This is a genomic window from Paenibacillus sp. HGH0039 (assembly GCF_000411255.1).
GTDB lineage: Bacteria > Bacillota > Bacilli > Paenibacillales > NBRC-103111 > Paenibacillus_F.
In genome coordinates, this window is the sequence record NZ_KE150413.1 from 424,794 (window position 1) to 450,165 (window position 25,372).

General features: G+C 55.5%; 15 protein-coding genes, 12 tRNA genes and 1 rRNA gene. All 28 read left to right on the plus strand.

Features of this window, described 5'->3' with window-relative positions; translation table 11 throughout:
• Window positions 1–20: 20 nt before the first annotated feature.
• The 28 genes from rrf to HMPREF1207_RS16315 all read left to right on the plus strand — a co-directional run bounded on the left by rrf (window position 21) and on the right by HMPREF1207_RS16315 (window position 25,357).
• Window positions 21–137 (plus strand): 5S ribosomal RNA (rrf, locus tag HMPREF1207_RS16180).
• Between the two features lie 72 nt (window positions 138–209).
• Window positions 210–286, plus strand: a tRNA-Ile gene (locus tag HMPREF1207_RS16185).
• Window positions 287–317: 31 nt separating this feature from the next.
• Window positions 318–393: transfer RNA gene (locus tag HMPREF1207_RS16190), tRNA-Ala, on the plus strand.
• A gap of 6 nt (window positions 394–399) precedes the next feature.
• Window positions 400–475 (plus strand) — tRNA-Asn (locus tag HMPREF1207_RS16195).
• A gap of 432 nt (window positions 476–907) precedes the next feature.
• Entirely contained in the window at window positions 908–2,314 is a 1,407-nt protein-coding gene (locus HMPREF1207_RS16200; RefSeq protein ID WP_009672055.1) for an ABC transporter substrate-binding protein, read from the plus strand.
• A gap of 177 nt (window positions 2,315–2,491) precedes the next feature.
• Window positions 2,492–3,382, plus strand: coding sequence for a carbohydrate ABC transporter permease (locus tag HMPREF1207_RS16205; protein ID WP_016423817.1), 891 nt, complete (start codon window positions 2,492–2,494; stop codon window positions 3,380–3,382).
• Between the two features lie 24 nt (window positions 3,383–3,406).
• Window positions 3,407–4,240: a carbohydrate ABC transporter permease gene (locus tag HMPREF1207_RS16210; RefSeq protein WP_009672198.1), complete on the plus strand. Its 834-nt coding sequence runs from the start codon at window positions 3,407–3,409 to the stop codon at window positions 4,238–4,240.
• 330 nt (window positions 4,241–4,570) lie between these two features.
• A complete protein-coding gene (locus HMPREF1207_RS16215) occupies window positions 4,571–6,322 on the plus strand; it encodes an amylo-alpha-1,6-glucosidase (protein ID WP_009672103.1) in 1,752 nt (583 codons plus the stop codon).
• 125 nt (window positions 6,323–6,447) lie between these two features.
• Window positions 6,448–7,227: an SDR family NAD(P)-dependent oxidoreductase gene (locus HMPREF1207_RS16220; protein ID WP_009672102.1), complete on the plus strand. Its 780-nt coding sequence runs from the start codon at window positions 6,448–6,450 to the stop codon at window positions 7,225–7,227.
• A 351-nt stretch (window positions 7,228–7,578) separates the two neighbouring features.
• Window positions 7,579–8,976, plus strand: coding sequence for an aminomethyl-transferring glycine dehydrogenase subunit GcvPA (gcvPA, locus tag HMPREF1207_RS16225; RefSeq protein WP_009672185.1), 1,398 nt, complete (start codon window positions 7,579–7,581; stop codon window positions 8,974–8,976).
• A 247-nt stretch (window positions 8,977–9,223) separates the two neighbouring features.
• Window positions 9,224–10,798 carry an aminomethyl-transferring glycine dehydrogenase subunit GcvPB gene (gcvPB, locus tag HMPREF1207_RS16230; protein WP_009672277.1) on the plus strand — a complete coding sequence of 525 codons (1,575 nt, stop codon included), beginning with the start codon at window positions 9,224–9,226 and terminating at the stop codon, window positions 10,796–10,798.
• Between the two features lie 170 nt (window positions 10,799–10,968).
• Window positions 10,969–12,672 carry a cache domain-containing sensor histidine kinase gene (locus HMPREF1207_RS16235; RefSeq protein ID WP_231392103.1) on the plus strand — a complete coding sequence of 568 codons (1,704 nt, stop codon included), beginning with the start codon at window positions 10,969–10,971 and terminating at the stop codon, window positions 12,670–12,672.
• Window positions 12,669–13,913 (plus strand): response regulator transcription factor, encoded by a 1,245-nt coding sequence (locus HMPREF1207_RS16240; RefSeq protein ID WP_009672125.1) that lies wholly within the window; start codon window positions 12,669–12,671, stop codon window positions 13,911–13,913. Before HMPREF1207_RS16235 ends, HMPREF1207_RS16240 begins: the two co-directional genes overlap by 4 nt.
• Before the next feature lie 247 nt (window positions 13,914–14,160).
• Window positions 14,161–15,429 carry an ABC transporter substrate-binding protein gene (locus HMPREF1207_RS16245; RefSeq protein WP_009672129.1) on the plus strand — a complete coding sequence of 423 codons (1,269 nt, stop codon included), beginning with the start codon at window positions 14,161–14,163 and terminating at the stop codon, window positions 15,427–15,429.
• A 26-nt stretch (window positions 15,430–15,455) separates the two neighbouring features.
• Window positions 15,456–16,418 (plus strand): carbohydrate ABC transporter permease, encoded by a 963-nt coding sequence (locus HMPREF1207_RS16250; protein ID WP_009672205.1) that lies wholly within the window; start codon window positions 15,456–15,458, stop codon window positions 16,416–16,418.
• Between the two features lie 21 nt (window positions 16,419–16,439).
• Window positions 16,440–17,249, plus strand: coding sequence for a carbohydrate ABC transporter permease (locus HMPREF1207_RS16255; protein ID WP_009672023.1), 810 nt, complete (start codon window positions 16,440–16,442; stop codon window positions 17,247–17,249).
• Window positions 17,250–17,402: 153 nt separating this feature from the next.
• Window positions 17,403–18,872: an MFS transporter gene (locus HMPREF1207_RS16260; protein WP_231392105.1), complete on the plus strand. Its 1,470-nt coding sequence runs from the start codon at window positions 17,403–17,405 to the stop codon at window positions 18,870–18,872.
• Window positions 18,873–18,874: 2 nt separating this feature from the next.
• Window positions 18,875–22,324, plus strand: a complete 3,450-nt coding sequence (locus HMPREF1207_RS16265; protein WP_009672167.1) for a glycoside hydrolase family 2 TIM barrel-domain containing protein — start codon at window positions 18,875–18,877, stop codon at window positions 22,322–22,324.
• A gap of 449 nt (window positions 22,325–22,773) precedes the next feature.
• A tRNA-Glu gene (locus tag HMPREF1207_RS16270) sits at window positions 22,774–22,845 on the plus strand.
• Between the two features lie 22 nt (window positions 22,846–22,867).
• Window positions 22,868–22,943, plus strand: a tRNA-Val gene (locus tag HMPREF1207_RS16275).
• Window positions 22,944–22,999: 56 nt separating this feature from the next.
• Window positions 23,000–23,076 (plus strand) — tRNA-Asp (locus HMPREF1207_RS16280).
• Between the two features lie 63 nt (window positions 23,077–23,139).
• A tRNA-Phe gene (locus tag HMPREF1207_RS16285) sits at window positions 23,140–23,215 on the plus strand.
• A gap of 17 nt (window positions 23,216–23,232) precedes the next feature.
• Window positions 23,233–23,308: transfer RNA gene (locus HMPREF1207_RS16290), tRNA-Thr, on the plus strand.
• A gap of 7 nt (window positions 23,309–23,315) precedes the next feature.
• A tRNA-Tyr gene (locus HMPREF1207_RS16295) sits at window positions 23,316–23,401 on the plus strand.
• An 8-nt stretch (window positions 23,402–23,409) separates the two neighbouring features.
• Window positions 23,410–23,482, plus strand: a tRNA-Lys gene (locus tag HMPREF1207_RS16300).
• Between the two features lie 17 nt (window positions 23,483–23,499).
• Window positions 23,500–23,584: transfer RNA gene (locus tag HMPREF1207_RS16305), tRNA-Leu, on the plus strand.
• 12 nt (window positions 23,585–23,596) lie between these two features.
• A tRNA-Leu gene (locus tag HMPREF1207_RS16310) sits at window positions 23,597–23,680 on the plus strand.
• Window positions 23,681–24,334: 654 nt separating this feature from the next.
• Window positions 24,335–25,357 carry a LacI family DNA-binding transcriptional regulator gene (locus HMPREF1207_RS16315; protein WP_009672231.1) on the plus strand — a complete coding sequence of 341 codons (1,023 nt, stop codon included), beginning with the start codon at window positions 24,335–24,337 and terminating at the stop codon, window positions 25,355–25,357.
• The last annotated feature ends 15 nt before the right edge of the window (window positions 25,358–25,372 follow it).

The following is a 25,372-nucleotide window of genomic DNA, read 5'->3' on the forward strand; positions in this document are numbered from 1 at the left end:
TGTGTCTGAATAGACACCTGTTTGGTGACGATGGCGGAAGGGAACCACGCGTACCCATCCCGAACACGACCGTTAAGCCTTCCAGCGCCGATGGTACTTGGACCGAAGGGTCCTGGGAGAGTAGGACGTTGCCAAGCAAGAGCCCACTTAACGGTGGGCTTTTCTTATCCTTTTATCGTGTTTCTACCTATTATATAGGTGTTACATATGGGCCCTTAGCTCAGCTGGTTAGAGCGCACCCCTGATAAGGGTGAGGTCGGTGGTTCGAGTCCACTAGGGCCCACCATTTTCCTGATAACCACATAAGGATACATTTTGGGGCCATAGCTCAGCTGGGAGAGCGCATCGCTGGCAGCGATGAGGTCAGGGGTTCGATCCCCCTTGGCTCCACCATCTTATTCCCTGATAGCTCAGTTGGTAGAGCACTCGACTGTTAATCGAGTTGTCACAGGTTCGAGTCCTGTTCGGGGAGCCATACATATAACCAAGAGCCGAAAGGCTCTTTTTTTGATGCTTTCAAGAGGAGGCATAGTCGAATCTTACCAGGAAACTATGCCCCTTGTGAGGGCTAATCGAACGGTAGGACAAGTCTATCGGCGACCACCGTCATGTGGATGCCACACCACTCGCTAGGAGCTGCGAAGAAGTATCTGACGGCTGGTTAAGATCGAGCGGAAGATCGAGCAAGTCGACCAACTGTGCGCTGTTCTCTACCTTCATACTTGTTCATTTTGCAGCAGCTGTTTCTCTGACTTATAGGGGAGCGGCTTTTTGCTTTTCAGTGATAATAATAAATAAAAGTTCTTTTTAGCGCATTATAAAAATATAGTGAAATAAACCTTTGTGTAAGCGCTTAAAAATCTTGTCTGAAGCAGCCAACTGTATCCAAAAATAAGGAGGGCAAGCCATGGCAGACGGAAGAAGAAAGAAGTGGAGTGTCACGGCGGTTTTGTTAAGTTCGGCGTTGCTGTTCGGATGTTCCGGCCAGAGCGTAAAAACGACACCGGGACCGACCCAGACGGGAAAGGATGCGGGAAATTCCCCGGCCGCTAAGAAAACGATAACCATTACTTATAGAGACGATGGAATTGGCGAGCAGGGTGCTCTGTTTAAATGGATCAAGGAAGTGGCTTCCAGTTATCCGGATAAAAGCGTGGAAATCAAGCCTACCCCGATTCAGGCGTCCGAGGGAGATTATTTTGCCAAAATAGCCTTGGCACTGAAATCGAAGGATACAGCACCGGATATTGTGACGGAGGACACGTTCATTCTGAACTCGGATGCGAGTGCGGGGTACCTGGAACCGTTGGATGACAGGTTGAAGGGGTGGGAAGATTGGACGAACGGCTCTTTTATCGAAGCTATGAAAAAAGGGGTAACGGCAAGCGACGGCAAGGTGTATGGGGTCCCTTACAATACGGATTCGAGGGGACTGTGGTACAACAAGGAGATTTTCAAAAAAGCCGGACTTCCCGAGAATTGGCAGCCTAAAAACTGGGATGAGGTTTTGAATGCGGCAAGGACAATTAAGGAGAAAGCGCCGGATGTGGTTCCGATCTGGATGAATATGGGAAAGGCTACGGGAGAAGCGACTTCGATGCAGACTTACGAAATGCTTCTCTATGGTACCGGAGATAGGTTGTACGACGATGCGAGCGGGAAATGGATCGTGAAGAGCCAGGGGATTCTGGATGCGCTCGGTTTTATCGAAACGGTGACGAAAGAAAAGCTCGGACCGCCGCTGTCTAAAGTGCTGAACGGCCAAGCCGGAAACACGGCTACGCGTGAATATTTGCCGAAAGGCAAGCTCGGGATCTCGCTCGACGGGTCCTGGATCACCGGCAATTATCTGGAGGGCGGGGCGGCACCGTGGCCGGCTTATAAAGATGTGCTCGGGTTTGCGCCCATGCCGACAAGCAAAGGTCAGGCCCCGGGTTCGATCACGCTAGCCGGAGGATGGGCCTTGTCGATTCCCAGCAATGCGCAGCATAAAGACGAAGCGTGGAATTTTATTAAATACGCGCTGAATAAAGAAAATACGCAGAAGCTCGTGATCGCTTCCGGCAATATAACGGTCCGGGCAGACGTAGCGAAAGACCCGGGGTACACGAAAATGCCGTTTAATGAGCTGGCAACGGAATATTTGAAGAATGCCGAGTTTAGGCCCGCGCAGGATAAATACCCGGAAGTGTCCACTCAGATTCAAACGATGGTCGAATCGGTGGCAACGGGGACAGCGCCCGCGGCTGCTTTAAATAAATATACGCAGGATGTGACCCGTATTGCAGGCGCGGAGCATATCACGGAAAAGTAATTGACAGGCTGCCTGCTCAGGCACATGCGGAAGACGGCAGGGAGGACGGGAATGAAGAGGGTGACTGCCGTCATGCGACATCACTCATCCGTCATGCGACGCCACTCATCACTCCGGCTGCCTGGACCAAGCTTGAGCAGGTTTTTTGTACCGTTAAAGTACGGGAGGGGGATGCGGATGAGTAGTGTGGCGGTCCAAGATCTTTATAGGAAAAAACGAACCTCTTCGTGGTTTTATTTTTTGCTTCCTTCGATAGCGATTATGCTGGTGTTTTTTATTTATCCGATTTTGCTGACCTTTTATTATTCCTTTACGAATCTGGCGTTGACGGGGGAAGCTGCGAAAGAACTGAAGTTTACCGGCTTCGATAACTATGTGCGGATGTTTCAAGATCCTACGGTCCGGATCAGCATCTGGAATACGCTCGTTTTTCTGATCGGATCGGCCGTTATCGGCCAGCAGGTGCTGGGCTTTCTGGTTGCGCTTCTGATGAAGCACAAAAATAAGCATTTCCGGCGGGTGATCGGAACCATCGTGCTGGCAGGCTGGGTGACCCCGGAAATCGTTTGCGCTTTATGTCTGTACAGCTTTTTCGGGGATGAGGGGACTTTGAATGCGATCTTGGTGTTTTTCGGCATTCCGGTCGTTACATGGCTGTATACCGTTCCGATGATTACGATTATTCTGGCGAACATCTGGCACGGGACGGCGTTTTCCATGCTCGTCTTTCAAGCGGCGCTGGATGACGTGCCTGCGGAGATCGAAGAAGCGGCCGTTGTTGACGGTGCGTCCAGGTGGCAGATCTTGACGAGAATTATTTTGCCCCTTATAAAAGGAACCCTGACCACCAATATGATGCTGGTTACTTTGCAGACTTTGGGTGTATTCGGGCTCATCTACGCGATGACCGGAGGAGGACCGGGAACCTCGACGACAACCCTGCCTATTTTTATGTACAATCAGGCGTTCGTGAATTATCAGCTCGGGTACGGGACGGCCATATCGCTGCTCCTGCTGCTTCTCGGCATTATCCTCAGCCTGTTCTATATCCGTGCGATGAGAGAGTAAACAAACTTACAAGGAGAATACCGTATGAATACGAGCCAGCGTAAATGGATGTATCGCATCTTGCCTTATACGATTCTTGTTTTCATCGGCATCTGTTTTATTCTTCCCCTTTTGTGGGTTCTGGTGGCATCTGTCGATTCCAACGCGATGCAGTCGCTTAAGGTCCCCACGCGGCTGACTGGGACGAATTATGCGGAGGTGATCGCCAATCCGGAAAATCAGCGGGCCTATATGATCGGCCTCATCATGTCTCTGGGTCAAGCCATGCTCGTCGTTATTCTGGCCCTGCTTGCGGCTTACCCATTGTCGCGCTATCAATTAAAGTATAAAAAACCGTTTATGCTTACCGTGTTGTTCATGACTTCGCTTCCGATTACGGCGGTTATGGTTCCGGTGTATCAATTGTTCCTGACCACCAAGCTGTATGACAATATTTTCGGCGTCATCTTATTTTTCGCGGCTTCGTCCATGCCGTACGGCATCTGGATGCTGAAGAACTTCATGGACTCGGTGCCGAGCGAGCTGGAAGAAGCGGCCTGGATTGACGGAGCGTCCGTGTTTACAGGCATCCGCAAGGTGGTGGCGCCGCTGATGGTTCCCGGCATTTGCACGGTAGCGGTTTTTACGTTTTCGGGAAGCTGGGGGAACTTCTTCGTTCCGTATATCCTTCTGCAATCTCCTGAAAACTTCCCGGTGTCCTTGAAGTTGTATCAGTTTTTCGGGCAGTACGGGATGGCCGACTACGGCAAATTAGCGGCATTTTCCGTCCTATATGCCGTTCCGTCCGTCATTCTGTATATGCTGTCCCAGAGATTCATGTCGAAAGGATTCGGGCTGCAGGGAGGAACTAAAGGATAAGAGGACCGGCAGCAGCGGCCGCTCACAAGAGAGACAGGATCTTATAAGCATTGGTATTTAAAAGTAACCGTCTTAGAGGCAGATCGCCTCCGGGCGGTTTTTTATTTGGTAGGAATAAAGGAAAACAGTGAACAAAAAGACGAATCTCCGCATACAAAATGGCACCTTTAGAGCCTCCGGCTGAAAACCGCGGCGCGGCAGGCGCAAAATGACACGAAGATACCAACAAGCGTCGGTGTGGGGATTCTCCTCTTTCCGGTACAATTTTATGTAAACGCTCTCTTCATGAGCAGGAACTACGAATCCAAGGAGCAACGGGGGGCTGCAACTATGAATTTCGATCTGTCTGTGGTGCCATTCAGCCGCTTTGGTTCCTATTTCGCCCTATCGAGGCTGCCGCAAAGCGAAAAGCGCAGCGAAGGGCTTTACGTACGAATGATCCGCGGGGGCGACGAGCAGGCCGGTGTCCTGTTCGGCATCACCCCCATTGATCCGAAGAGCAGGGAAGCGCTGACCGATTACAGGGTGGAAGCTTCCCCCGTCAAGGTTCGTCTGGAAAGTGGGACGGGCTGGATGGAATGGTGCATTCCGGAGCCGGACTGCATTCGCGTCAGAGGCGAAGGGATCGGACTGAAGCTGACGGCGGAGCTAAGCGCATACGATTACGCCCTTCCTTATCAGGAAAGAGGATGGGAGCTTAACAGCTTTTCGCGGGAGGTCCGGATTCTGCTTTCGCCGCTGCTCGGCCATTTCGAGCCGGATGTAGTCTGGGGCGGACTCCGTGCCAAGCATATTGCTTTCGTGATGGTTCCCGGCGGAGAAAGTCAGTCGTTCGATTTGTCTCTTGAAGAGTACCGGACGGTCCCAGGACAGCGCGGCGCATATTCTTACGAAGAGGCCGAGGCCATGGCGGGCCAGGACTGGGAACAGTGGCTCTCCCGCACGATTCGGACTCCTGGGGACTGGGAGGAAGCGCGGACACTTGCCGCGTACATTACATGGTCCTGCGTCGTACGCGCGGACGGCTATTTATCCCGTCCCGCGATGTACATGTCGAAGAACTGGATGACGAACATATGGAGCTGGGATCACTGCTTCAATGCGATGGCGCTGGCCGGGACGAACCCGGATTTAGCCTGGGATCAGTTTGCGATATTTTTTGACCGGCAGGATGAAAGCGGGATGCTGCCGGACTTTTTAAACGATAAATATGCGCTCTGGAACTGCTGCAAACCGCCCATTCACGGGTGGACACTGGATTGGATGATGAAAAATTCGTCGGCGGTCACGGATGATCGGCTTCGGGAAATTTACGAACCGCTCGGCAAATGGACGACGTGGTGGTTCCGGTACCGCGATGACGACGGAGACGGAATTCCGCAGTACAATCACGGCAATGACAGCGGCTGGGACAACAGCACGGCGTTCCTGACGGATATTCCCGTGGAGAGCCCGGATCTTTCGGCGTTTCTCGTCATCCAGATGGAAGTATTGGCCGTCGCGGCGCAGAGGCTCGGCCTGGATGAAGAGTCCGAGCGCTGGTCGGCCCGGGCAACCGAGCTGCTTCAAAAGCTGATCGGGCACTTTTGGGACGAGAAAGAGGGCCGCTTCACGGCCATGCGTTCCGGTACCCACGAGCGTTCGGCCGGAGACAGCCTGCTGTCGTTCGTCCCGATCGTGCTGGGAAGCCGGCTCCCCGGCCCTATCCGCGAGAAGGTGATCGCGGATTTGAAGCAGCCGGACCGGTTCTTGACCGGCAACGGGCTGGCGACGGAGAGCACGTCCAGCCCGTACTACGCGGCGGACGGCTACTGGCGCGGCCCGATCTGGGCCCCTTCCACGATGCTGATCGTGGAAGGGCTTCGCGGAGCGGGCGACGAGGAATTTGCCTCGGAGGTGGCCCGCAAGTTCTGCCGCATGGCGGCAAAGTCCGGTATGGCGGAGAATTTCGACGCCGTAACCGGTGAGGGGCTGCGCGACCGGGCGTTCACGTGGACGTCGAGCGTTTTCCTTCTGCTGGCCGGCAGATGCAGGGAAGAAGAGATGGTTGCCGGGGCGTCCGCAGGCAGTCCGGAGCAGTAAGGATGGCTGCTTCGCGCCTCAGTGACAGTTAAAACGGGAACGGAAAGAGATACAAGCACGAAAGCGATCAGATACGAAAGCACGAAAGCATATCAAGCACGAAGCCAACCAAGGGGGTAAATCAGATGACAACGAACACTTCTCCGCTGGATTTAACCGGAAAGACGGCCCTGGTGACGGGAGCCGCTTCGGGAATCGGTTTTGCGGCCGCTCAAACACTGGCAGCTAACGGGGCCAAGGTAATGTTGCTGGACATGAACGAAGCCGGCGGCCGCGAAGCCGAACGTCTCCTTACGGAGCAGGGGCATTTCGCCCGTTATATTCCGTGCGACGTTACGCAATCGGAAGACTGCCAAGCGGCAGTCGAAGCGGCGGTCCGGGAGACGGGCAGGATCGACATCGTTTTCAACAACGCGGGCGTGATCCGGCGGAAAACCGTTGTGGAACTGACGGAAGAACAGTGGGATCTCGTGATCGACGTTTCCTTGAAAGGGACCTTCCTTCTGTCCAAATACGCGATCCCGGTGATGGAAAAGAACGGCGGCGGAAGCATTATCAACACGGGATCGGGCTGGGGGCTGAAAGGCGGCGACCAGGCGGCCGCTTACTGCGCGGCCAAGGCAGGCGTGGTGAACCTGACCCGCGGAATGGCGATTGACCACGGCCCTGCCGGAATCCGCGTGAACTGCGTCTGTCCGGGGGATACGGATACGCCGCTTCTGCGCGATGAAGCCAAGCAGCTGCGCCGGGACGAGGCAAGCTTCCTCGTAGCTTCCGCGGAGCGTCCGCTGAACAGGCTGGGGACGCCTCAGGATATTGCCAACGCGGTGCTGTTCCTGGCAAGCGGGATGTCCGCGTGGGTTACCGGCTCGGTTCTCGTGGTGGACGGCGGAGGTTTGGCGTAAGCTTTTTTGCGGCAAAGAATTTGGGGGATTGAGCTTGAGAGCTTGGGCACGGGCAGATCTGGGACAGAGATAAGCAGGTAAGTTAGTCTGTAACACGGGCAGATCTGGACAACGATAAGCAGTAAGTCCGTGACACGTACAGATGCCGGAAACAGCAGTAATCCAGTAAGTTTGCAGCATGGGCAGATGCCTGAACATCGACTGATCCGTATGATCTGTGACACTGGCATAGAAAAAAAGCTTTTGCGATTAGACACCATACCTGAGCAATTTTTGACCGGCATGTTACCCCTAACTTTTTCATCAGGATTCTACTATTCCATCATTCAGCACACACAGGGAGGTTTACCGATGGCAACCAGGCAGTCTTCATCCCATCCATATATACCGAACACGGTATCCGACGTACAAAAGGACATGCTCCAAGTAATCGGAGCGGCTACTATCGAAGAGCTGTACCGCATGGTACCGGAATCTTTGCGCTACCGCGACACGCTTCAAATCGGTCCGGCTTTGAACGAATACGAGCTGCAGCGCCACATCGAAACGCTGCTGAACCGCAATCTTCACGCGCGGGAGCGGCTCAACTTCCTCGGGGCGGGCTGCTGGCAGCATTATGTGCCTGCGGTGTGCGACGAGATCAGCCAGCGTTCCGAGTTCGTGACCGCGTATGCGGGAGAGCCGTACGAGGACCACGGGCGCTTTCAGGCGCTGTTCGAGTATCAGAGCCTTCTGGCCGAGCTCGTCGACATGGATGTCGTCAACGTGCCGACGTTCGATTGGGCCCAGGCGGCTTCCACCGCTCTTCGCATGGCGGCGCGCATGAACGGCCGCAGCGAGGTGCTGCTGCCGGCGACGACTCATCCGGACCGCCTGCTTATCATCCGCAACTACCTGTCGCCGCAAATCCGCTGCACCCTCGTTGGCTGCGACCCCGCGACAGGACTGCTGGATTTGGGCGATCTGCAGAGCAAGCTGGGCCCGGATACTGCGGCCGTCTATATCGAGAACCCTTCCTACCTCGGTCACATCGAGGTCCAGGGAGAGGCGATCGGCAAGCTCGCGAAGGAGGCGGGCGCCGTATTTGCGGTCGGCGTGGACCCGATCTCGCTGGGCGTCCTGAAGCCGCCTTCCCGCTATGGCGCGGACCTTGTCTGCGGCGACCTGCAGCCTCTCGGCATCCGCATGAACTACGGCGGAGGCCAGGCCGGTTTCATCGCTTCGCGTGACGAAGAAGCTTACGTGATGGAATACCCGTCACGCCTGTTCGGCATAGCGCCGACTTCGGTGGAAGGCGAGTACGGCTTCGGGGACGTGGCGTATGAGCGGACTTCTTTTGCGAAGCGGGAAAAAGGGAAAGAGTCCGTCGGCACGCAGACCGCGCTGTGGGGGATCACGGCAGGCGTCTATCTGGCACTGATGGGGCCGCAGGGAATGCTTGAGGTGGGCAAGACCATCGTTCAGCAGGCGGAATATGCCAAGAAGCGGTTGTCCGAGATAGAGGGAGTCAGCATGAAATTCAACGTGTCCACGTTTAAGGAATTTGTCGTTGACTTTAATTCGACCGGTAAAAGCGTGGCGGAGATTAATAAGCTTCTGCTTGAGCAGGGTATTTTCGGAGGCAAGGATTTGTCCGCCGAGTTTGCGCAATGGGGACAGTGCGCGCTCTACTGTGTAACGGAAATCCACACGAAGCAGGATATCGATACCCTCGCGGAGGCGCTGAAAAAAGTGCTGGGAAGGGCCTGACGATCCTCTGTTCAGAAGCGGCGGAGAAGATACCGAAGGAATGAAACACGTGTTACGGCAAGCGATCCGGAAAAGCACCGCTTATAAATCCGGATTATAAGACTAACCAACAGTACCGGCCGGTAGAACCAACCGATAGTACCAACTATCGAACCGGTTAATGGAACCAAACAATAGAACCAAGCAATAGCCAAGCAACAGAACCAACCCATAGAATCAACCACCGATGAGAGGGGATATCGGCACCATGATCAAACGAATCGAACGAAACAGCAAGGTCCGCAAGTTCCACCAGGCGAAATGGGATGAGCCTGTCATATTCGAACTGCACCGTCCGGGCGAGCGGGGGATTCTGGTACCGGCGGCGGAGCCGGAGGTGGAAGCCGAGGTGGGCGACGGTCTGTCCGCCCTGCCAGCGTCCATGCGCAGAGAGACGGCCCCGTCTCTTCCCGAGATCGGCCAGGCCAAGGTGCTGCGGCACTATCTGCGCCTGTCGCAGGAAACGCTGGGGTCCGATTTCAACGTTGAAATCGGTCAAGGCACCTGCACCATGAAGTACATTCCGCGGATCAACGAGATGCTTATCCGCAGCCCCAAAATGATGGACCTCCATCCGCTGCAGGATGCGGACACGGTTCAGGGCATGCTCGAAGTCTATCACGGCCTCGACTTGGCGATGAGGGAAATATCGGGCTTGGACCGGTTCTCCTTCCAGCCGAGCAGCGGTACGCAGGCGCTTTTCGCCATGGCGTCCATCGTCCGGGCCTATCACGATGCGAACGGTGAAGGGGAGAAGCGCGACGAGATTATCACGACGATCTTCTCTCATCCGTCCCAGGCCGCAACCGCCGCGGTAAAAGGGTACAAAATCATCACGCTGTACCCGGACAAGGACGGCTTCCCGGATCTGGAGGCGCTGAAAAACGCGGTGTCCGAGAGGACGGCAGGTTTTGTCGTGGCGAACCCCGAGGACACCGGAATCTTCAATCCCCGGATCCGTGAGTTTACGGACGTCGTGCATGAAGCGGGCGGAATCTGCTTCTACGACCAGGCCAACGCGAACGGGCTGCTCGGCATTGCGCGGGCGAAAGAAGCGGGCTTCGATATGTGCTTCTTCAACCTGCACAAGACGTTCGCGGCGCCTCATATGTGCGGCGGACCCGCAACCGGAGCACTCGGCGTGACGGCACAGCTGGCGCCGTTCCTGCCGGGTCCCGTCGTGGAATACGACGGCAGCCGATACAGCCTGAGCGGGGAAACCCCGGAAAGCATCGGCAAAGTGCGGATGTTCCACGGCGTGGCTCAAACGGTACTCCGCTCGTATGCCTGGATTCGCGCGCTGGGGCCCGAAGGGCTGCTGGACGTGGCTCAAACAGCCGTACTCAACAACAACTATTTGTACGCGAACATTCTGAAAATCAGAGGCGCCAGCGCCCCTTATGTGGAAGGCGGACGCCTGGAGCAGGTACGCTACAGCTGGGAACAGCTGACGAAGGAGACCGGCGTGACGACGGAGGATGTTCAGCGCAGGATGTGCGACTTCGGGCTGCATTACTGGACCAGTCATCATCCGTATATCGTTCCGCAGCCTTTCACATTGGAGCCGACGGAATCGTACTCCAAAGAAGATCTTGACGAGTACCTGGATGCGCTGCGCCATATTTCGCGGGAAGCGTACGAAAATCCGGAGATCGTAAAAAGCGCCCCCCACAACAGCACCGTCCACCGCATCGACGAATCCAGCTTCGACGATCCCAAAGAGTGGTGCATTACGTGGCGGGCCTATCTCAAAAAAACCGAGCCGGCCGGGGCCGCCCGCTAAAAGGTCCCGCGCACGGAAGCGGGGCTCCGTACTGACGACGTTCAGACAGCGGACCCTGCTGGGTTATATTTCAAATTCCATAGAGCGCGGGGAGGCATGTGCACACAGCCTTCCCGTGCTATAATCATTTTACGGAAGCGCTTACTTTACTGCATGCGGGGGAGATTACGTTGTTTAGACACCTGGGCCTACTGCCGATTCGTTTACGCCGGAGCCTGCAGGGAAAGCTGGTGCTGCTGATTTTGCTGGTTGCCATTATCCCTCTGTTGTCTCTGGGCTATGTGCTGTATACCAAGTCATCGCAGACGATAAACGAGCAGTTCGGGCGTTACGGGGAAAATACGGTATTCCAGCTGCAGGTGCAGATCGATTCGACGCTGGCTCAGATGAAATATACCGTCGGAGATATTTTGTCCTACCTGCTGGATCCCAATTTTACGGTTCTGCATGAGGAGATTCCGACGACTTATCTGGGCTTTAAAGAAGAGCAGCAGCTCGAACAGTATTTAAAAGCCCATAAAACGCTGGATACGAAAGGCATTTTTATCCTGACGAAGTCCGGCTATTATTACGGCGAGCGCATCGCCAATACGGATCTCGTGGAGGAAAGCCCCTGGTTCGGCGAGGAGCGCACGGGGTACCGGTTCAGCATTTACGAGCCCAAGCAGTACAGCGGCACCTCCAACATTCCGGGCGAAAAAGTGATCGGCCTGCTTTTTCAGATTCACAATCAGGTCGGGGCGCTGGAGGATGCAAGGGTGCTGATCGAAGTAAAAGCCGAAAAGCTGCTGGATATGTTCCACGAGTACGAACGGGATACGGGCGCTTTCCTGACCATATCGGATCAAGGGCGCATTCTGTATCAGACGGCGAAGGCCTATACAAAGCGTGATGACGATGTCGTCTGGACGAAGCAGTCGGAGGAGACCGATTGGAAGATCGAAGTGCGGACGCCTTACCACCAGTTTTACCAGTCGTCTCTGCTCGTCCGGACATTTACGTTTACGGCCGTCAGCTTGTCCATTCTGTTGGCTTTCGTTCTGGCGTACTTCAGTTCGCTGCGTTTCCTTAGGCGGATTAAAAAAATGAAAAATTCCATCCGGGACGTCTCGCTCGGGCGCCTGGATACTCGGATCGTCGTCGATTCTGAAGATGAAATCGGGCGTTTGGGCCGCAGCTTCAACCACATGGTTGTTCAGCTGCAGGATTTGTTCGGAGAGGTCAAACGCGTGGAGCGGCAGAAAAAAGAAGCGGAGCTCCGGGCACTCCACCATCAGATCAATCCCCATCTGCTGATCAATACGCTCGCTTCCATCCAGTGGAAAGCGCGAATAGCCGGCAACGCCGAGGTGCAGCAGATGATTCTGCATTTGACCAAGGTACTCGACGGTAACCTGAACTACACACGTGAGCTGGTAACCTTGAAGGAGGAGCTGGATGTGATTCATCATTACATGAATCTCCAGGAATACCGGTTCGGCCATGTGTTCAGCTATCGCATCGATACGGAGGAGATCCCCTTGGACCAGGTCCGCATTCCGCGGATGACTCTGCAGCCTTTGGTGGAAAATATTTTTTTTCATGCGTTCGAGGACGGGGCGGGCACGATCGAAATCAAAGTGCGTGAGCAGGGAAACGCGATCCGACTGAGTGTGTGCGACGACGGCAAGGGAATGGAACCCGATACGGCACGGCAGCTTCTGGCCGATCCCGGAGACGCGGTAGGCCGCAAGAAACGCAGCATCGGCATCTATAACGTCGATCAGCGGATCAAGCTGCATTTCGGCGATAAATACGGGCTGGATGTAGAGTCGGAGCCGGGAAAAGGAACATGCATCGGGATTAGGCTTCCGAAGGAGGAGGAAACGGGATGAGCGATACGACTATACGCGTACTGATTGCCGACGATGAAGTGATTATCCGCAGGGGGCTGATCAGCACGGTGCCCTGGGAACGCTATGGCATGGAAGTTGTGGCGGATGCGCCGAACGGGACCCGGGCCTGGGAGGCTTTCCTGGAGCACGAGCCGGAGGTGGTCATTACGGACATCGTGATGCCCGGAATGACGGGAATCGAGCTAATCCGCAAGATCAAGGAGTACGCCCCTCGGACAAAAGCGCTGCTGCTCAGCTGCCACCGCGATTTCGAATACGCCAAGCAGGGCATCAAGTACGGCGCGTCCGGTTATTTGCTCAAAACCGATTTCAGCGATGAGGAGCTGGGAGACTATCTGGAAGGCTTCCGCAGCGAGCTCCGCAGGCCCGGACAGCAGGCGCCCGCACAGTCCGGGGGAGCCGAGGCATCCGCCGCGGACAAATCCGCGGGCGTGGAAGGAGCGCTCCGCGAATGGCTGCACGGCATCCGGGACGGCTTTCCCGCCGAGCTGGAGAGGCTGCTGGAAGGGCAGTGGCGGTGGATGCGCGAGCCGACGGTGCCTTACCTGATCGGCTGCGGAGGCCCGGCGTCGGCCGAAGCGGAAGCGCCCGGCCCCTCGGCCGCACCGGGCCCCGCCACCTGCGCCGCGCGCTTGGCGGCCGGGCTCGCCTCCGCGGGCCTCTGCGCGGCGGCCGCCCTCAGCGGGCAGCATGTGCTGCTTCTCGTCCCGCAGGAAGAGCGGCAGGCGTGGAACGCCCGCCTATGCGCGCGCAAAGCGGCGGACCCGCAGCTGCGCTGGACCGAGGGCACGGCGTTCTCCGGCGCGTCCGGCTGGCTGGCGGAGGTGCGCCGCCTGCACGGCCGCATCGAGCTGGAGACGCGCCACCGCGTGCGCATCGGCGAGTGGCCCGAGCCGATTGCGGCGGCGGTGCGCCTGATCGTCGAGCAGGCGGATTCGCAGCTCTCCGTCGCGGAAGCGGCCCATGAGGTCGGCCTGAGCCGCAGCCATTTCAGCACGCTCTTCAAGCGCGTGGTGGGCGAAAGCTTCGTGGCGTTCACCTGCCGCACGAAGCTGGGCATCGCTTCGGAGCTGCTCGCCGCCTCGAAGCTGACGGTGCAGGACATCGCGGACCGGGTGGGCATGCCGGATGCGAAATATTTCAGCAAATGGTTCAAGCGCTGCACGGGTCAGACCCCGAGTCATTACCGCACGGAGCAGCGGATGACGGACGCTCGCTAGCCGGCTCTGCCAGTGCGGTTTCCCAGAAGGGAAGCCTTCTTTTTTTCCCCGGTAACGGATCGCCGGATAAAAACACCCCCTCGCGCCGGACGTATTGGCACCTTCCTCGGGAGCTGTCCGGAGAGCGGGCAAAGCGGCACTTTTTTTCGGACATTCTTCCGTTTTGAAAACGCTTTATTTGCCGTAAACTGAAGTCAATTCAACGCATTCATCTCATCACACCTAAGATGTTTATGGGGGGAACTTTATGAAAAAGACGCTCGTTCTCGCGCTTACCGGATCGATGGTTACCGCTCTTGCCCTCTCGGGCTGCGGCTCCAAGCAGGGAGAAGCCCAGGGGGGAGGAAACTCCGGCGCCGACGGCGGCAAGGTGACGCTGCGCTTCGCGACCTGGGATACCGGCGATCTGCTCAAAATCCAGGAAACGATCGCCAAAAACTTCGAAGCCAAGCATCCGAACGTCAAGGTGCAGGTGGAAGCTTACGGAGACGGATTCGATCAGAAGCTGGCCGCTTCCATCGGGGCCAACAATGCGCCGGATGTGATGTACATGTGGGATTTTCCGACGTATTACAAAAACCTCGAACCTTTGGATGAGCGGATGAAAAGCGATACGACGCTGAAGCAGGACGATTTTTACCCGGGACTGCTCAATTACGTCAAAATCGATGGAACCGCTTACGGAATACCGGCAGGGTTTACGACAAGGGTGATGTATTACAACAAAAAGCTGTTTGACGAAGCGGGCGTCCCTCAGCCTAAAGAAGGCTGGACGTGGGACGAATTCAAAGCCGCAGCCCAGAAGCTGACGAATCCGGCCAAAAAGCAGTACGGCTTCGGAGTCCGCGCGGAGAACGATCCGTACGATCTTCAGGGCATCGTCTGGAGCAACGGCGGCAGCTTTATCTCGGATGACGGCAAAACGATCGAAGGCTACATGAACGGCAAGCCGGCGGTCGAAGCGATCGGCATGATCGGCGACCTCGTCAAGTCCAAGACGGCCGTGATCGTGGGCGGCAAGAACCAGCAGTCGGGGGACGACATTTTCAAAGCGGGCAAAATCGCCATGTGGGAGAGCGGCATCTGGCCGCTGGACGGCTTCAAGGAAGCGAAGGTCGATGTCGGAACGGTTTCCATGCCGGTCTTCCCGGGCAAGCCGGTTAAAGGCGTAATCGCCGAATCTGCGGTCTCGATGTCCAAAAACTCCAAGCATAAGGAAGAAGCGTGGGAGTTTATCAAATATTACGCTTCCGAAGAAGCGATCAAGCTGCGGACAAGCGACCTGCCAGTGCGCAAAAGCATCGTGGAAGGCAACAAGCTAGACCAGGATCCGGTGTACAAGGCGTTCTACACGATGCTCGAAGCGAGCGACAACACCCCGGCTTTCCTGCTCAGCCCGAAATGGAACGAAGTCAACCGCAACTTAACGTCGGCCATCAACGCGATTATGCTTGGACAAAACGCCCAGGATTCGATGGATACGGCCGTGCGCGATTCGCAAAAGTTTTTCAAATAACCCGTTAGGGAAACGGAAGTGAGCCCATGCAACCGAACACCTTGCAGCTTCAAAAAGGCGTGCGGCGCAGCATCTGGAGAAGAGGCAGGCTAACCCCCTTCCTCTTCATTCTTCCCTGGATGATCGGGTTCGTGGCCTTTACGCTCGGACCCCTCCTGTTTTCGCTCGTCATTTCCTTTTACGATTGGCCCATAGTCGGCGAACGAACCTTTGTCGGCTTCCAAAACTATGTGAATATGTTCACAAACGATCCTTTGTTCTGGCATTCCCTGGGCGTAACGGTCCGGTTTGCCGCCATATTCGTGCCGCTGAATCTCGCTATCGCTCTTCTGCTGGCTGTTCTGCTCAATCAGAACGTCCGGGGAAGCGGTATTTTCCGCACCGTGTTCTACCTGCCTTCCGTCATCTCGGGCGTTGCTCTGGCGATGATCTGGGCCTGGGTGTACAGCGGGGAATACGGGATTCTCAATTATTTCCTATCCCTGGTCGGAATTACCGGACCGGATTGGCTGCGTGAGCCGAACTGGTCGATGATCGCGATGGTCGCCGCAAGCCTGTGGGCGCAGGGGTCCATGATGCTGATCTTCCTCGCCGGGCTGAAAAATATCCCCGGCGATCTGTACGAAGCCGCCGAACTGGACGGTGCGGGCGCGTTCAAGCGGTTTATCCGCATCACGCTTCCCATGCTGGGGCCGACCCTGCTTTTCAACCTGATTACGTCGATTATCGCCGCTTTCCAGCAGCTTACGCTCGCATTGACGCTTACGGGCGGAGGACCGCTGAATTCGACTTACTTTTACGCCATGTACGTGTACGAGAACGCTTTTAAATATTTCAAAATGGGTTATTCCGCAGCCAACGCCTGGGTCATGTTCGTAATTGTGCTGGCGCTGACGATGATGGTCTTCCGCTCCACCTCCATGTTCGTCTATTACGAGGGTGAACTGAAGAAGAACAAAGCCCGGAAAACGAAGCGCAAAGCGCTGTAAAGACGATTGCGAGGTGAAGACATGAAGAAAGTACTCACATATGCCCTGCTGCTGTTTTTCTCGCTGCTGTTCCTGATGCCGTTCTTCTGGCTCGTTACGACGGCTCTGAAAAGCCCGGAAGAGGTTTACATGTATCCGCCCAAATGGATCCCGTCCGAACTTCACTGGGAAAACTTCGCGAAGGCGTGGACGATACAGCCGTTTAACGTGTTTCTGAAAAATTCCCTGACCGTCACCGTGCTGTGCAACATCGGCCAACTGATTTCGTCCTCGCTGGTTGCCTACGGATTTGCGCGGTTTCGTTTCAAGGGCCGGGACGCTCTGTTCATGGTCGTGCTCGCCACGATGATGATTCCGTGGGACGTGACGATGATCCCGCTATACATGGAGTTTAATTTCCTGGGCTGGATCAATACGCTGAAGCCTCTGATCGTCCCATCCTGGTTCGGCTCGGCGTTTTACATTTTCTTGCTGAGGCAGTTTATTATGACCATTCCGACGGAGCTTGAAGAGGCGGCGAAAATCGACGGGGCGGGGGATCTGAAAATTTTTACGAAAATCATTATTCCTCTGATGTTTCCGGCGCTCGTGCTTGTCAGCGTCTTTAATATGCTGGACACGTGGAACGATTATCTCGGGCCGCTCATTTTCCTGAACGATGCGAGCATGTATACGCTGACGCTCGGTCTGGCGCAGTTTAAAGGGATGTTCGGCGTCGACATGACTTCGGTTATGGCCGTAACGACGATCATCTGTCTGCCTCCGCTTGCGGTGTTCTTCCTTGCCCAGCGGTATATCGTGGAAGGTATTTCGATGACGGGCATCAAGTAAGGTCTTGTGTTCCTGTGAAGCTGGAGTGAATGGGAACTAGGGCTGAGCTATTAGAATCAAGCAGTAAGCGGTGAGCGAGGAAGTTAACTCGGGAGTTTCGGACAGCAAGGGGATTGGACAGATGTGTTTAGTTTTCGCAGCAGCAATACAAGCATGACAATCGGAGTCAGGCGGTTTCTGGCGACGGAAGCGCTGTATGGGATCGGAATCGGGCTGTATTCGCTGGCCCTGAATCTTCACCTGCTGGCGCTCGGCGCAAGCGGCGGCCAGATCGCGAGCATTTCCGCCGTGGGTATTCTCATCATGGGAATCGGCGCGCTGCCTGCCGGTATGCTTGCGGGAAAAATCGGCCGCAAGCCCATGCTGCTGGCAGGCTCGATGCTCGTTGCCGCGGGAGCGGCCCTATTCGCAGCCGGACGCAGCCTGCCGGTCTGGTATGCGGCCCAAGCGGTTGCGTCAGCCGGATTTATGTGTATCGAGACCACGGAAATCCAGCTCTTGTTCCGGTACTGCCGATCCCGCCGTGAGGAGAGCCGGGCTTTTCACGGGATGTTCGCGGTGTTCACCGCATTCACGGGACTCGGCAATCTGCTCGGCGGCATCCTCTCCCGGGCGGACGCTTCGGCCGCAGGCCACGCCCCGTCGCTCTATGCTTCCGCCGTGTGCATCGCGGTGCTGTCTCTGCTGCGCTTGCGGCTGCTTCCGGCGGAACGGGCGGCGGGCGGCAGCGGCGGAGAGAGTTCGCCGGCGATGGGTGGCCCAGTAGCCGAAGCCGCTGCGGGAGCCGCAAACGGCAGCTGCGATGCGGCAGAAGCTGACAGCAGGGGCCGTGACATCACGGACAACGGCCCCGGAGACAGCGACCGCAGGGAACCGGCGGCAGCGGATGCATCCGGCCGCGCAGCGCGTAGCGCCGAGGAGAAGCACGCATCGGGCGATTGCCCGACGAAGCCGTCCGTATCAGGCGGGAGGCGGCAGGCGGATTCGCTGCCGCGTCTGCCGCAGGGATTCCGCAGGCTGCTCCGCAACCGGTCGCTCTGGCTGCTCGCCGCCAACGCCTGCCTGATCGGATTTGTCTTCTCGTTCATCGGCCCGTTCATGAACGTGTATCTGAAGTTCCGGGCGGCATGGGAAGACGATCTGATTTCTTACGTGTATACGGTCAACGGGCTTGTGCTGTTTGCCGCTTCGCTGGCCGCTCCCAAAATCATGGAGCGCTGGGGAGCGAAAGCCGCCTTTACAGGCGCGTTCCTCGGAAACGCGGGACTGGCTTTTCTGCTCCTGATCGCGCAGCCGGCGCCAGTATTTGCGGCCTTGCTCGTTCTCCGCAGCGGGAGCTTTTCGCTGCTCGGCAATCTGGTCGACAGCGAAACTATGTCTTCGCTGCGAGAAGAGGACCGCAATCTGTACGCGGGAATGAGGGCTGTTTTCCGCTGTGTCGGATCGTCTCTGTCGACGATGACGGCGGGTTTTTTTATGAATGCAGGCGATTACCACACTCCGTTTCTCATTGCGGGCGTGCTGCTGATCGTGAATTTTATGTATTTCCGCAGCCGTGTGCTGCCTTTAATCATCAAACGGGATGACAATTTAAGGGGTGAGCCCCAAGCAGGAGGAGCATAGACATGAAGGAACTACATTTGCAGCGCCGGGATTGGGAAAATCTCGACGTGTTGGAGCGGGACCGTCTGCCGGCCCGGGCCAGTTTTATTCCCTACGGAGAAGAAAAAGAGGCCCTTACTTACGCCGGAGAACGTTCGGACCGGACCCTGCTTCTTAACGGCACGTGGGCTTTCCAGTACACCGGCTCGCCCGAGGAAGCACCGGTCGGTTTTTATGAGCCGGAGTTCGACGCGTCCGCCTGGGACCGGCTTCCTGTGCCGAGCTGCTGGCAGCTGCACGGGTACGGCGCTCCCCATTATACGGATTTGTACTATCCGTTCCCGGTTGACCCTCCGCGTGTGCCTGCGGACAATCCTACAGGCAGCTTCCTGAGAGAATTTACCCTGCCGGACGATTGGACGGATAAGGACATTGTTATCGGGTTTCACGGAGTAGACAGCGCCTATAACGTCTGGCTGAACGGGGAGTATGTCGGGTACAGCGAAGGGAGCAGGCTGACGGCGGAATTCGATTTGACGCCTTTTATCCGCAGCGGACGGAATGTTCTTGCCGTGCAGGTATATCAGTGGTCGGCCGGAAGTTACCTGGAAGACCAGGACATGTGGTGGCTCAGCGGTATATTCCGCGATGTCGTCCTTACGGCCCGGCCCAAGCTGCATCTGCAAAATATCCGGGTACACGCCGGGCTGGATGAAGCATGCAGGCACGGACTTCTCCGTCTGGCTGTGACGGTAGCTGAAGCCGCAGGATGCGCTGCCCGGATCGACGGCCAAACCGGCGAACATAACGGCACGCAAACCGGCGCAGAAAACGGCGCACAAATCGGGGCCCGGAACGGTTCTCAGACCTGGACGGTGTCAGCGGCAGACACGGCTAGACGTCCATTCACTTTAGCCTGGAAGCTCCAGAACCGTGAGGGGAATCTTATCGTCTCAGGAGAAGAAATCGGGCTCGCAAACAATGGGAAAACGGACGAAATCGCCGGAACGGAGAAGGAACGGTCATTTACGATTGAAGCGGAAATCAAGGAACCCCGCAAATGGTCCGCGGAAACGCCTTATTTGTATGACTTGATCGTCACTCTGCTGGACGAAGAGGGAGAAGTGCTGGAAACGACAGCGCTGAAAACCGGTTTCCGCCGCATCGAGGTCAAAGGCGGCCTCATGCTCGTTAACGGGAAAGCGATTCGTCTGCGCGGAGTGAACCGTCACGACCATCACCCCGATACAGGCAGAACCGTCACACCGGAAACGATGGAGAAGGACATCCGGATGATGAAGCAGCACAACATCAATGCGGTGCGGACGGCTCACTACCCGAACGACCCGCGCTTTTACGACCTGTGCGACCGGTACGGCCTGTATGTCATGGACGAAACCGATCTGGAGACGCATGGCTTCGAACTGATCGGGGACGCTAACCGGCTCAGCGCCGATCCGGCGTGGGAGCATGCCTATGTGGACAGGATGCGGAGAATGGTTATGCGCGACGAAAATCATCCTTCGATTATCATGTGGTCACTCGGCAATGAATCGGGCTTCGGCTGCAATCATGAGGCGATGTACAAGTGGTGCCGCTCCTACGATTCAACGAGACTCGTTCATTACGAAGGAGACCGCGAAGGAAAAGCCTGCGATGTGTTCAGCACGATGTACTCCTCCCCTGAGAAAATGCGCGGGTTCGGGGAAATGAAGGACCTGGACAAACCGCATATCTTATGCGAATATGCCCATGCCATGGGGAACGGCCCCGGCGGGCTCGAGCACTATGAGGAGCTTTTCAGAACGTATCCGAGGCTTCAGGGAGGATTCGTCTGGGAGTGGATCGATCACGGACTGCGGCGGAAAAAAGCGGACGGTCGCGAATATTTCGCTTACGGCGGGGATTACGGCGATCAGCCGAACAACGGCAACTTTTGTATCGACGGACTCGTAACGCCGGACCGCACGCCGTCTCCGGGTCTGATGGAATACAAGAAAACGATTGAACCGGTATCGGTAGAGATCGCAGGAGGGGAGCCGGGCAAAAACGAAGGTGCCGCCGATCTGATTATCCGGAACCATTACGATTTTATCTCGCTTCAAAACTTCCGCTGCACGTGGAAGCTGGAGGCGGACGGCCGCCTCGTCGGCGGAGGCCCGGCCGAGCTGCCGGACCTGGCCGCCGGAGAAGAGGGAACTCTCCGTATTCCCCTTCCTGTGCCTGCGGCAGATGAAAGAGGCCCGGCCGAGTACTGGCTGACCGTGCGCATCGTGCTGGCCTCCCCGGCTGCTTGGGCGGAGGAAGGCCACGAGATTGCGTGGGCGCAGTTTCCGCTTCATGCCTGCTCCGAAGAGGCGGCAGGGAACGAAAAAGCGACAGGAGCGGCGATAGATTCCGCCGCCGAATGCTCCGTAGGAGCTTCAGAAGGCCAAATAGCGGCTTCACAAGCACGCGGAGGAGAAGGATCTGCGGCGGATAGCGCGGCCGCTCCAGCAGGCGTACCCGGAGCGGCCCTTGGGCATCAAGAGCCCGCCCCGGCAGCCGAAGCCGCCATCCGAGTCGAAGAAGCGGACCGCCTGCTCACCTTGACGGGAGCGGACTTCACGCTCGTCTTCGACCGGGGCCGCGGGCGAATCGCCTCCTGGCGGCACGCGGGCACCCCGGTGATCGCCGAAGGCGGCGGACCGCGGCTCGCCTTGTGGCGCGCACCGATCGACAACGACATGTACGTTGTCGCCGACTGGCGCAAGGCGTGCGTGCACATGGCGGCCGACGATGTGCGCGGCAGCGGTTGGGAGCGGCTCGCGGACGGCTCCGTGCGCGTGAACATCTCCATCCGCACGGCACCGCCCGTGTACGCCTGGGGCTTCTCCTGCACGTGGGCCTACACCGTTCGTGCCGACGGGACGGTGGACTTGACCGTGCAGGGCGAACCGGACGGCACGCCGCCGGAGATGCTGCCCCGCATCGGCCTGCGGATGGAGCTGCCCGGCAGCACGGACCGCGTAACCTGGTACGGGCTCGGTCCGGGGGAATCTTACCCGGACAGCAGACAAGCCGCGCGGATGGGCTTGTACGACGCCGCGGTCGACGACCTGCGCTTTCCGTACGTCAAGCCGCAGGAAAGCGGCAACCGCTCCAATGTGCGCTGGGCGTATATGCGCGGCGTGCAGGGCTCCGGGCTTCTGGCAGCCGGGCAGCCGTCCTTTGACTTCGGTGCCAGCCGCTACACGCCGGAGGATCTGGAAGCGGCCTCCCACGAGTGCGATCTCGTTCCGCGCGATTATGTCACGCTTCATCTGGATTACAAGCAGAACGGGCTGGGCAGCAACAGCTGCGGGCCGAAGCAGCTTCCGCCGCATGTGCTGGAGCCGCAAGCTTTTCGGTTTGCGGTAAGGCTCAAGCCTTTATCCGGCGATGCTCATCCTGCACAGACAGCGGCGGCGCTTCGTTCCGGCGGCATAAGCTGAGCAAGAACGCCTTCAAACCAAACACGTCCGATGCTCCTGTAAGCAAGGGCGTGTTTTTTTACGGCCTTAACCATTAATGAGCCTGCGTTAACTATCCGCTCTCTGAATAAGGAATAGAGTCATGCACGCGTGTGCCAGTGTACGTCAGCTCAAGATGCTTGGCGTCACATGACGGTGGTCGGCCACAATGAAAGTCATGCTCGAGTATACGAATTTATGTTCCTGTAATAGGCTCGTGAATTTACATCTAGTGACCCGGATACGTTCTGCCAATTTTCAAGCGTGTCTCCGGAACCCTTGATTTTACTGGGAAAACTGCGGTTTTATCCGTAAAAAACAGCATGCCCATATAGCGGAAATTTCTAGGATATTTTGGATAGAAGAAAAAGCTTGTAATCTTTTAAATTTCTGATACAATAATCCTTGTCGCCAAAAAAGACAAACATCAAGGCCCGTTGGTCAAGGGGTTAAGACACCTCCCTTTCACGGAGGTAACAGGGGTTCGAATCCCCTACGGGTCATTCTATTCCTACTAGAAGATATGGACGCTTAGCTCAGCTGGGAGAGCATCTGCCTTACAAGCAGAGGGTCGGCGGTTCGATCCCGTCAGCGTCCACCATCCAGATTTTATGAGTCCGACAATCATAATTTTCCTGGGACTGGGGAATACTACTTGGAGCTGTGGTGTAGAGGCCTAACATGCCTGCCTGTCACGCAGGAGACCGCGGGTTCGAATCCCGTCAGCTCCGCCATTTAAGTTTCACAACCGTTCATCGATCCCGCATATTCCGATTGGGTTGGTGCAAACCATGCAAGGCTCGGTAGCTCAGTCGGTAGAGCAGAGGACTGAAAATCCTCGTGTCGGCGGTTCGATTCCGTCCCGAGCCACCATTTAAACAACCTTATATGCCGTTGTAGCTCAATTGGTAGAGCAACTGACTTGTAATCAGTAGGTTGGGGGTTCAAGTCCTCTCGACGGCACCAGTTTCATGGAGGCTTAGCGAAGTGGCCAAACGCAGCAGACTGTAAATCTGTTCTCTGACGAGTTCGGTGGTTCGAATCCATCAGCCTCCACCAGTTTTTAAGAGCCATTAGCTCAGTTGGTAGAGCACCTGACTTTTAATCAGGGTGTCGAAGGTTCGAGTCCTTCATGGCTCACTTTTCAAGTGTCTTATGCGGTCGTGGTGGAACGGCAGACACGCTATCTTGAGGGGGTAGTGCCCAATGGGCGTGAGGGTTCAAATCCCTCCGACCGCACCATCAAATCCTCATGCGGACGTGGCGGAATTGGCAGACGCGCTAGATTCAGGTTCTAGTGGTGTAACAGCCGTGGAGGTTCGAGTCCTCTCGTCCGCATCACGCATCAACGAAAGGTTTCTGATCTGCTTTTTCTGGCAGAACAGGAACCTTTTTTATTATTCATTATCTTTAAGTTGGTGCTCATTACCCAAGAAATATCATGTATCCTTAAAATAAGAGTCAGCAAGCCGGGTGGCAATAAAGGTTTTTATTCCTGATTGCTCCGGGCTTTTTTTGTTTTACATTAACAATGTGTATTTTCAAACAAATTGCGTAAACGTTTTAACAAAGAATTGGTCAAAAAAGGAAGTTTTAAACGAGGGGAAACAACGGTTAACCGTTTCTAGTTTTTGAGGAATGGCTGATAGATGGATTTTAATAAAAGTCGTATGATTTTTCCTAAGGCTCTCTCAAGACCAATGAAAATCTTGATTTTATGTAAGAATATATGACGTATTTACAAGATTTAATGAGAATTTAGTTAAATATCGAATAAATACTTGACACAAAAGGTTATGTATTAAAGATGTAAACGTTTTATTATTTTTGTTTTTATAAAAAACTATTGTAATCTTATTGGGAACGTACTAGAATAAAACTAGAAATTGCGTAAACGTTTTCATCGATTAAATGATAGATTATATTCGTAGCGCTTAATGTCAAAGGAAAAATATTGAGAAAACGTTATGACATTAAACTTATGGAAGGGGGGTGGCTAAGACGAACAAGGAAATTACAATTAAGGACGTGGCCAAGCAAGCAAATGTATCTGTAGCTACGGTATCCCGAGTGATGAATGGACGGGATCGCGTAAGTGAAGCCACTCGCAAGAAAATACTCAAAATCGTCGAAGAGATGAACTTTGTGCCGAATACGATGGCGGCATCGATGGTCAATAAAAAAACCAACATGCTCTCCGTCGTGGTGCCGGAGATTCAGAATCCCTTTTACACTGCAGTCATTGGCGGTATGGTAGAGGTAGCCAAGAAGGAAGGCTTCTTCACTCTAGTCGTCGCTACGAATAATGACGAGGCGGAGGAGGAAGAATTTTTTGAAAGCTTCCTAGGGAAAAATGTTGATGGGATTATCTTAATCGGTACGCATAAGGATGCAGATTTTTATCGGAATATTCGCAAGCCAACTATCCTTGTAGACCGTTATATCAACGATTGCGGCCACGACGGCGTCTTAATCGATAACTTCCGCGGCGCTTACGAAGCGACCAAGCACTTCGTGGACTATGGTCATGAACGCATTGCCATTATAGATGGGGCGCATGATTTTAACGACGGCAAGGACCGTTATTGGGGTTATCATCAAGCCATGCATGAGAGCGGCCTGACACCCGATCCTACCTATCATAAGCAGGGGAATTGGCTGGAAGAGGATGGCTACCGATTTACGATGGAGCTTTTGCAATCTGAGCAGCCACCGACAGCTATATTTGCGGCTAATAACGTCATCTGCACGGGTGCGATTAAAGCGATACGCGATTTGAATCTCCGAATCGGAGAGGATATATCTTTAATTGGGTTTGATGAGAACGAGCTTGCTCAATTCGTGCAGCCAAGAGTGACCGTGGTTAGCAGACCGACAAGAGAGATGGGAATTCAAGCGGCGGAGATGCTCATTCAAAAAATCAAGGGAAAGCCTAAAGAACAGACGAAGCTGAAGAAAATGATATTGGATGTTGAATTGAAGAAATTCGGCTCAGTCAAAAGACTGAAGGCATAACACTGGGGGAGAGCC

Coding starts and splice junctions, on each gene's coding strand:
- HMPREF1207_RS16205 (WP_016423817.1), top strand. CDS start 2,492: ATGAGTAGTGTGGCGGTCCAAGATCTTTATAGGAAAAAACGAACCTCT.
- HMPREF1207_RS16220 (WP_009672102.1), top strand. CDS start 6,448: ATGACAACGAACACTTCTCCGCTGGATTTAACCGGAAAGACGGCCCTG.
- HMPREF1207_RS16210 (WP_009672198.1), top strand. CDS start 3,407: ATGAATACGAGCCAGCGTAAATGGATGTATCGCATCTTGCCTTATACG.
- HMPREF1207_RS16200 (WP_009672055.1), top strand. CDS start 908: ATGGCAGACGGAAGAAGAAAGAAGTGGAGTGTCACGGCGGTTTTGTTA.
- HMPREF1207_RS16215 (WP_009672103.1), top strand. CDS start 4,571: ATGAATTTCGATCTGTCTGTGGTGCCATTCAGCCGCTTTGGTTCCTAT.
- HMPREF1207_RS16240 (WP_009672125.1), top strand. CDS start 12,669: ATGAGCGATACGACTATACGCGTACTGATTGCCGACGATGAAGTGATT.
- gcvPA (WP_009672185.1), top strand. CDS start 7,579: ATGGCAACCAGGCAGTCTTCATCCCATCCATATATACCGAACACGGTA.
- HMPREF1207_RS16245 (WP_009672129.1), top strand. CDS start 14,161: ATGAAAAAGACGCTCGTTCTCGCGCTTACCGGATCGATGGTTACCGCT.
- HMPREF1207_RS16250 (WP_009672205.1), top strand. CDS start 15,456: ATGCAACCGAACACCTTGCAGCTTCAAAAAGGCGTGCGGCGCAGCATC.
- HMPREF1207_RS16260 (WP_231392105.1), top strand. CDS start 17,403: ATGACAATCGGAGTCAGGCGGTTTCTGGCGACGGAAGCGCTGTATGGG.
- gcvPB (WP_009672277.1), top strand. CDS start 9,224: ATGATCAAACGAATCGAACGAAACAGCAAGGTCCGCAAGTTCCACCAG.
- HMPREF1207_RS16255 (WP_009672023.1), top strand. CDS start 16,440: ATGAAGAAAGTACTCACATATGCCCTGCTGCTGTTTTTCTCGCTGCTG.
- HMPREF1207_RS16265 (WP_009672167.1), top strand. CDS start 18,875: ATGAAGGAACTACATTTGCAGCGCCGGGATTGGGAAAATCTCGACGTG.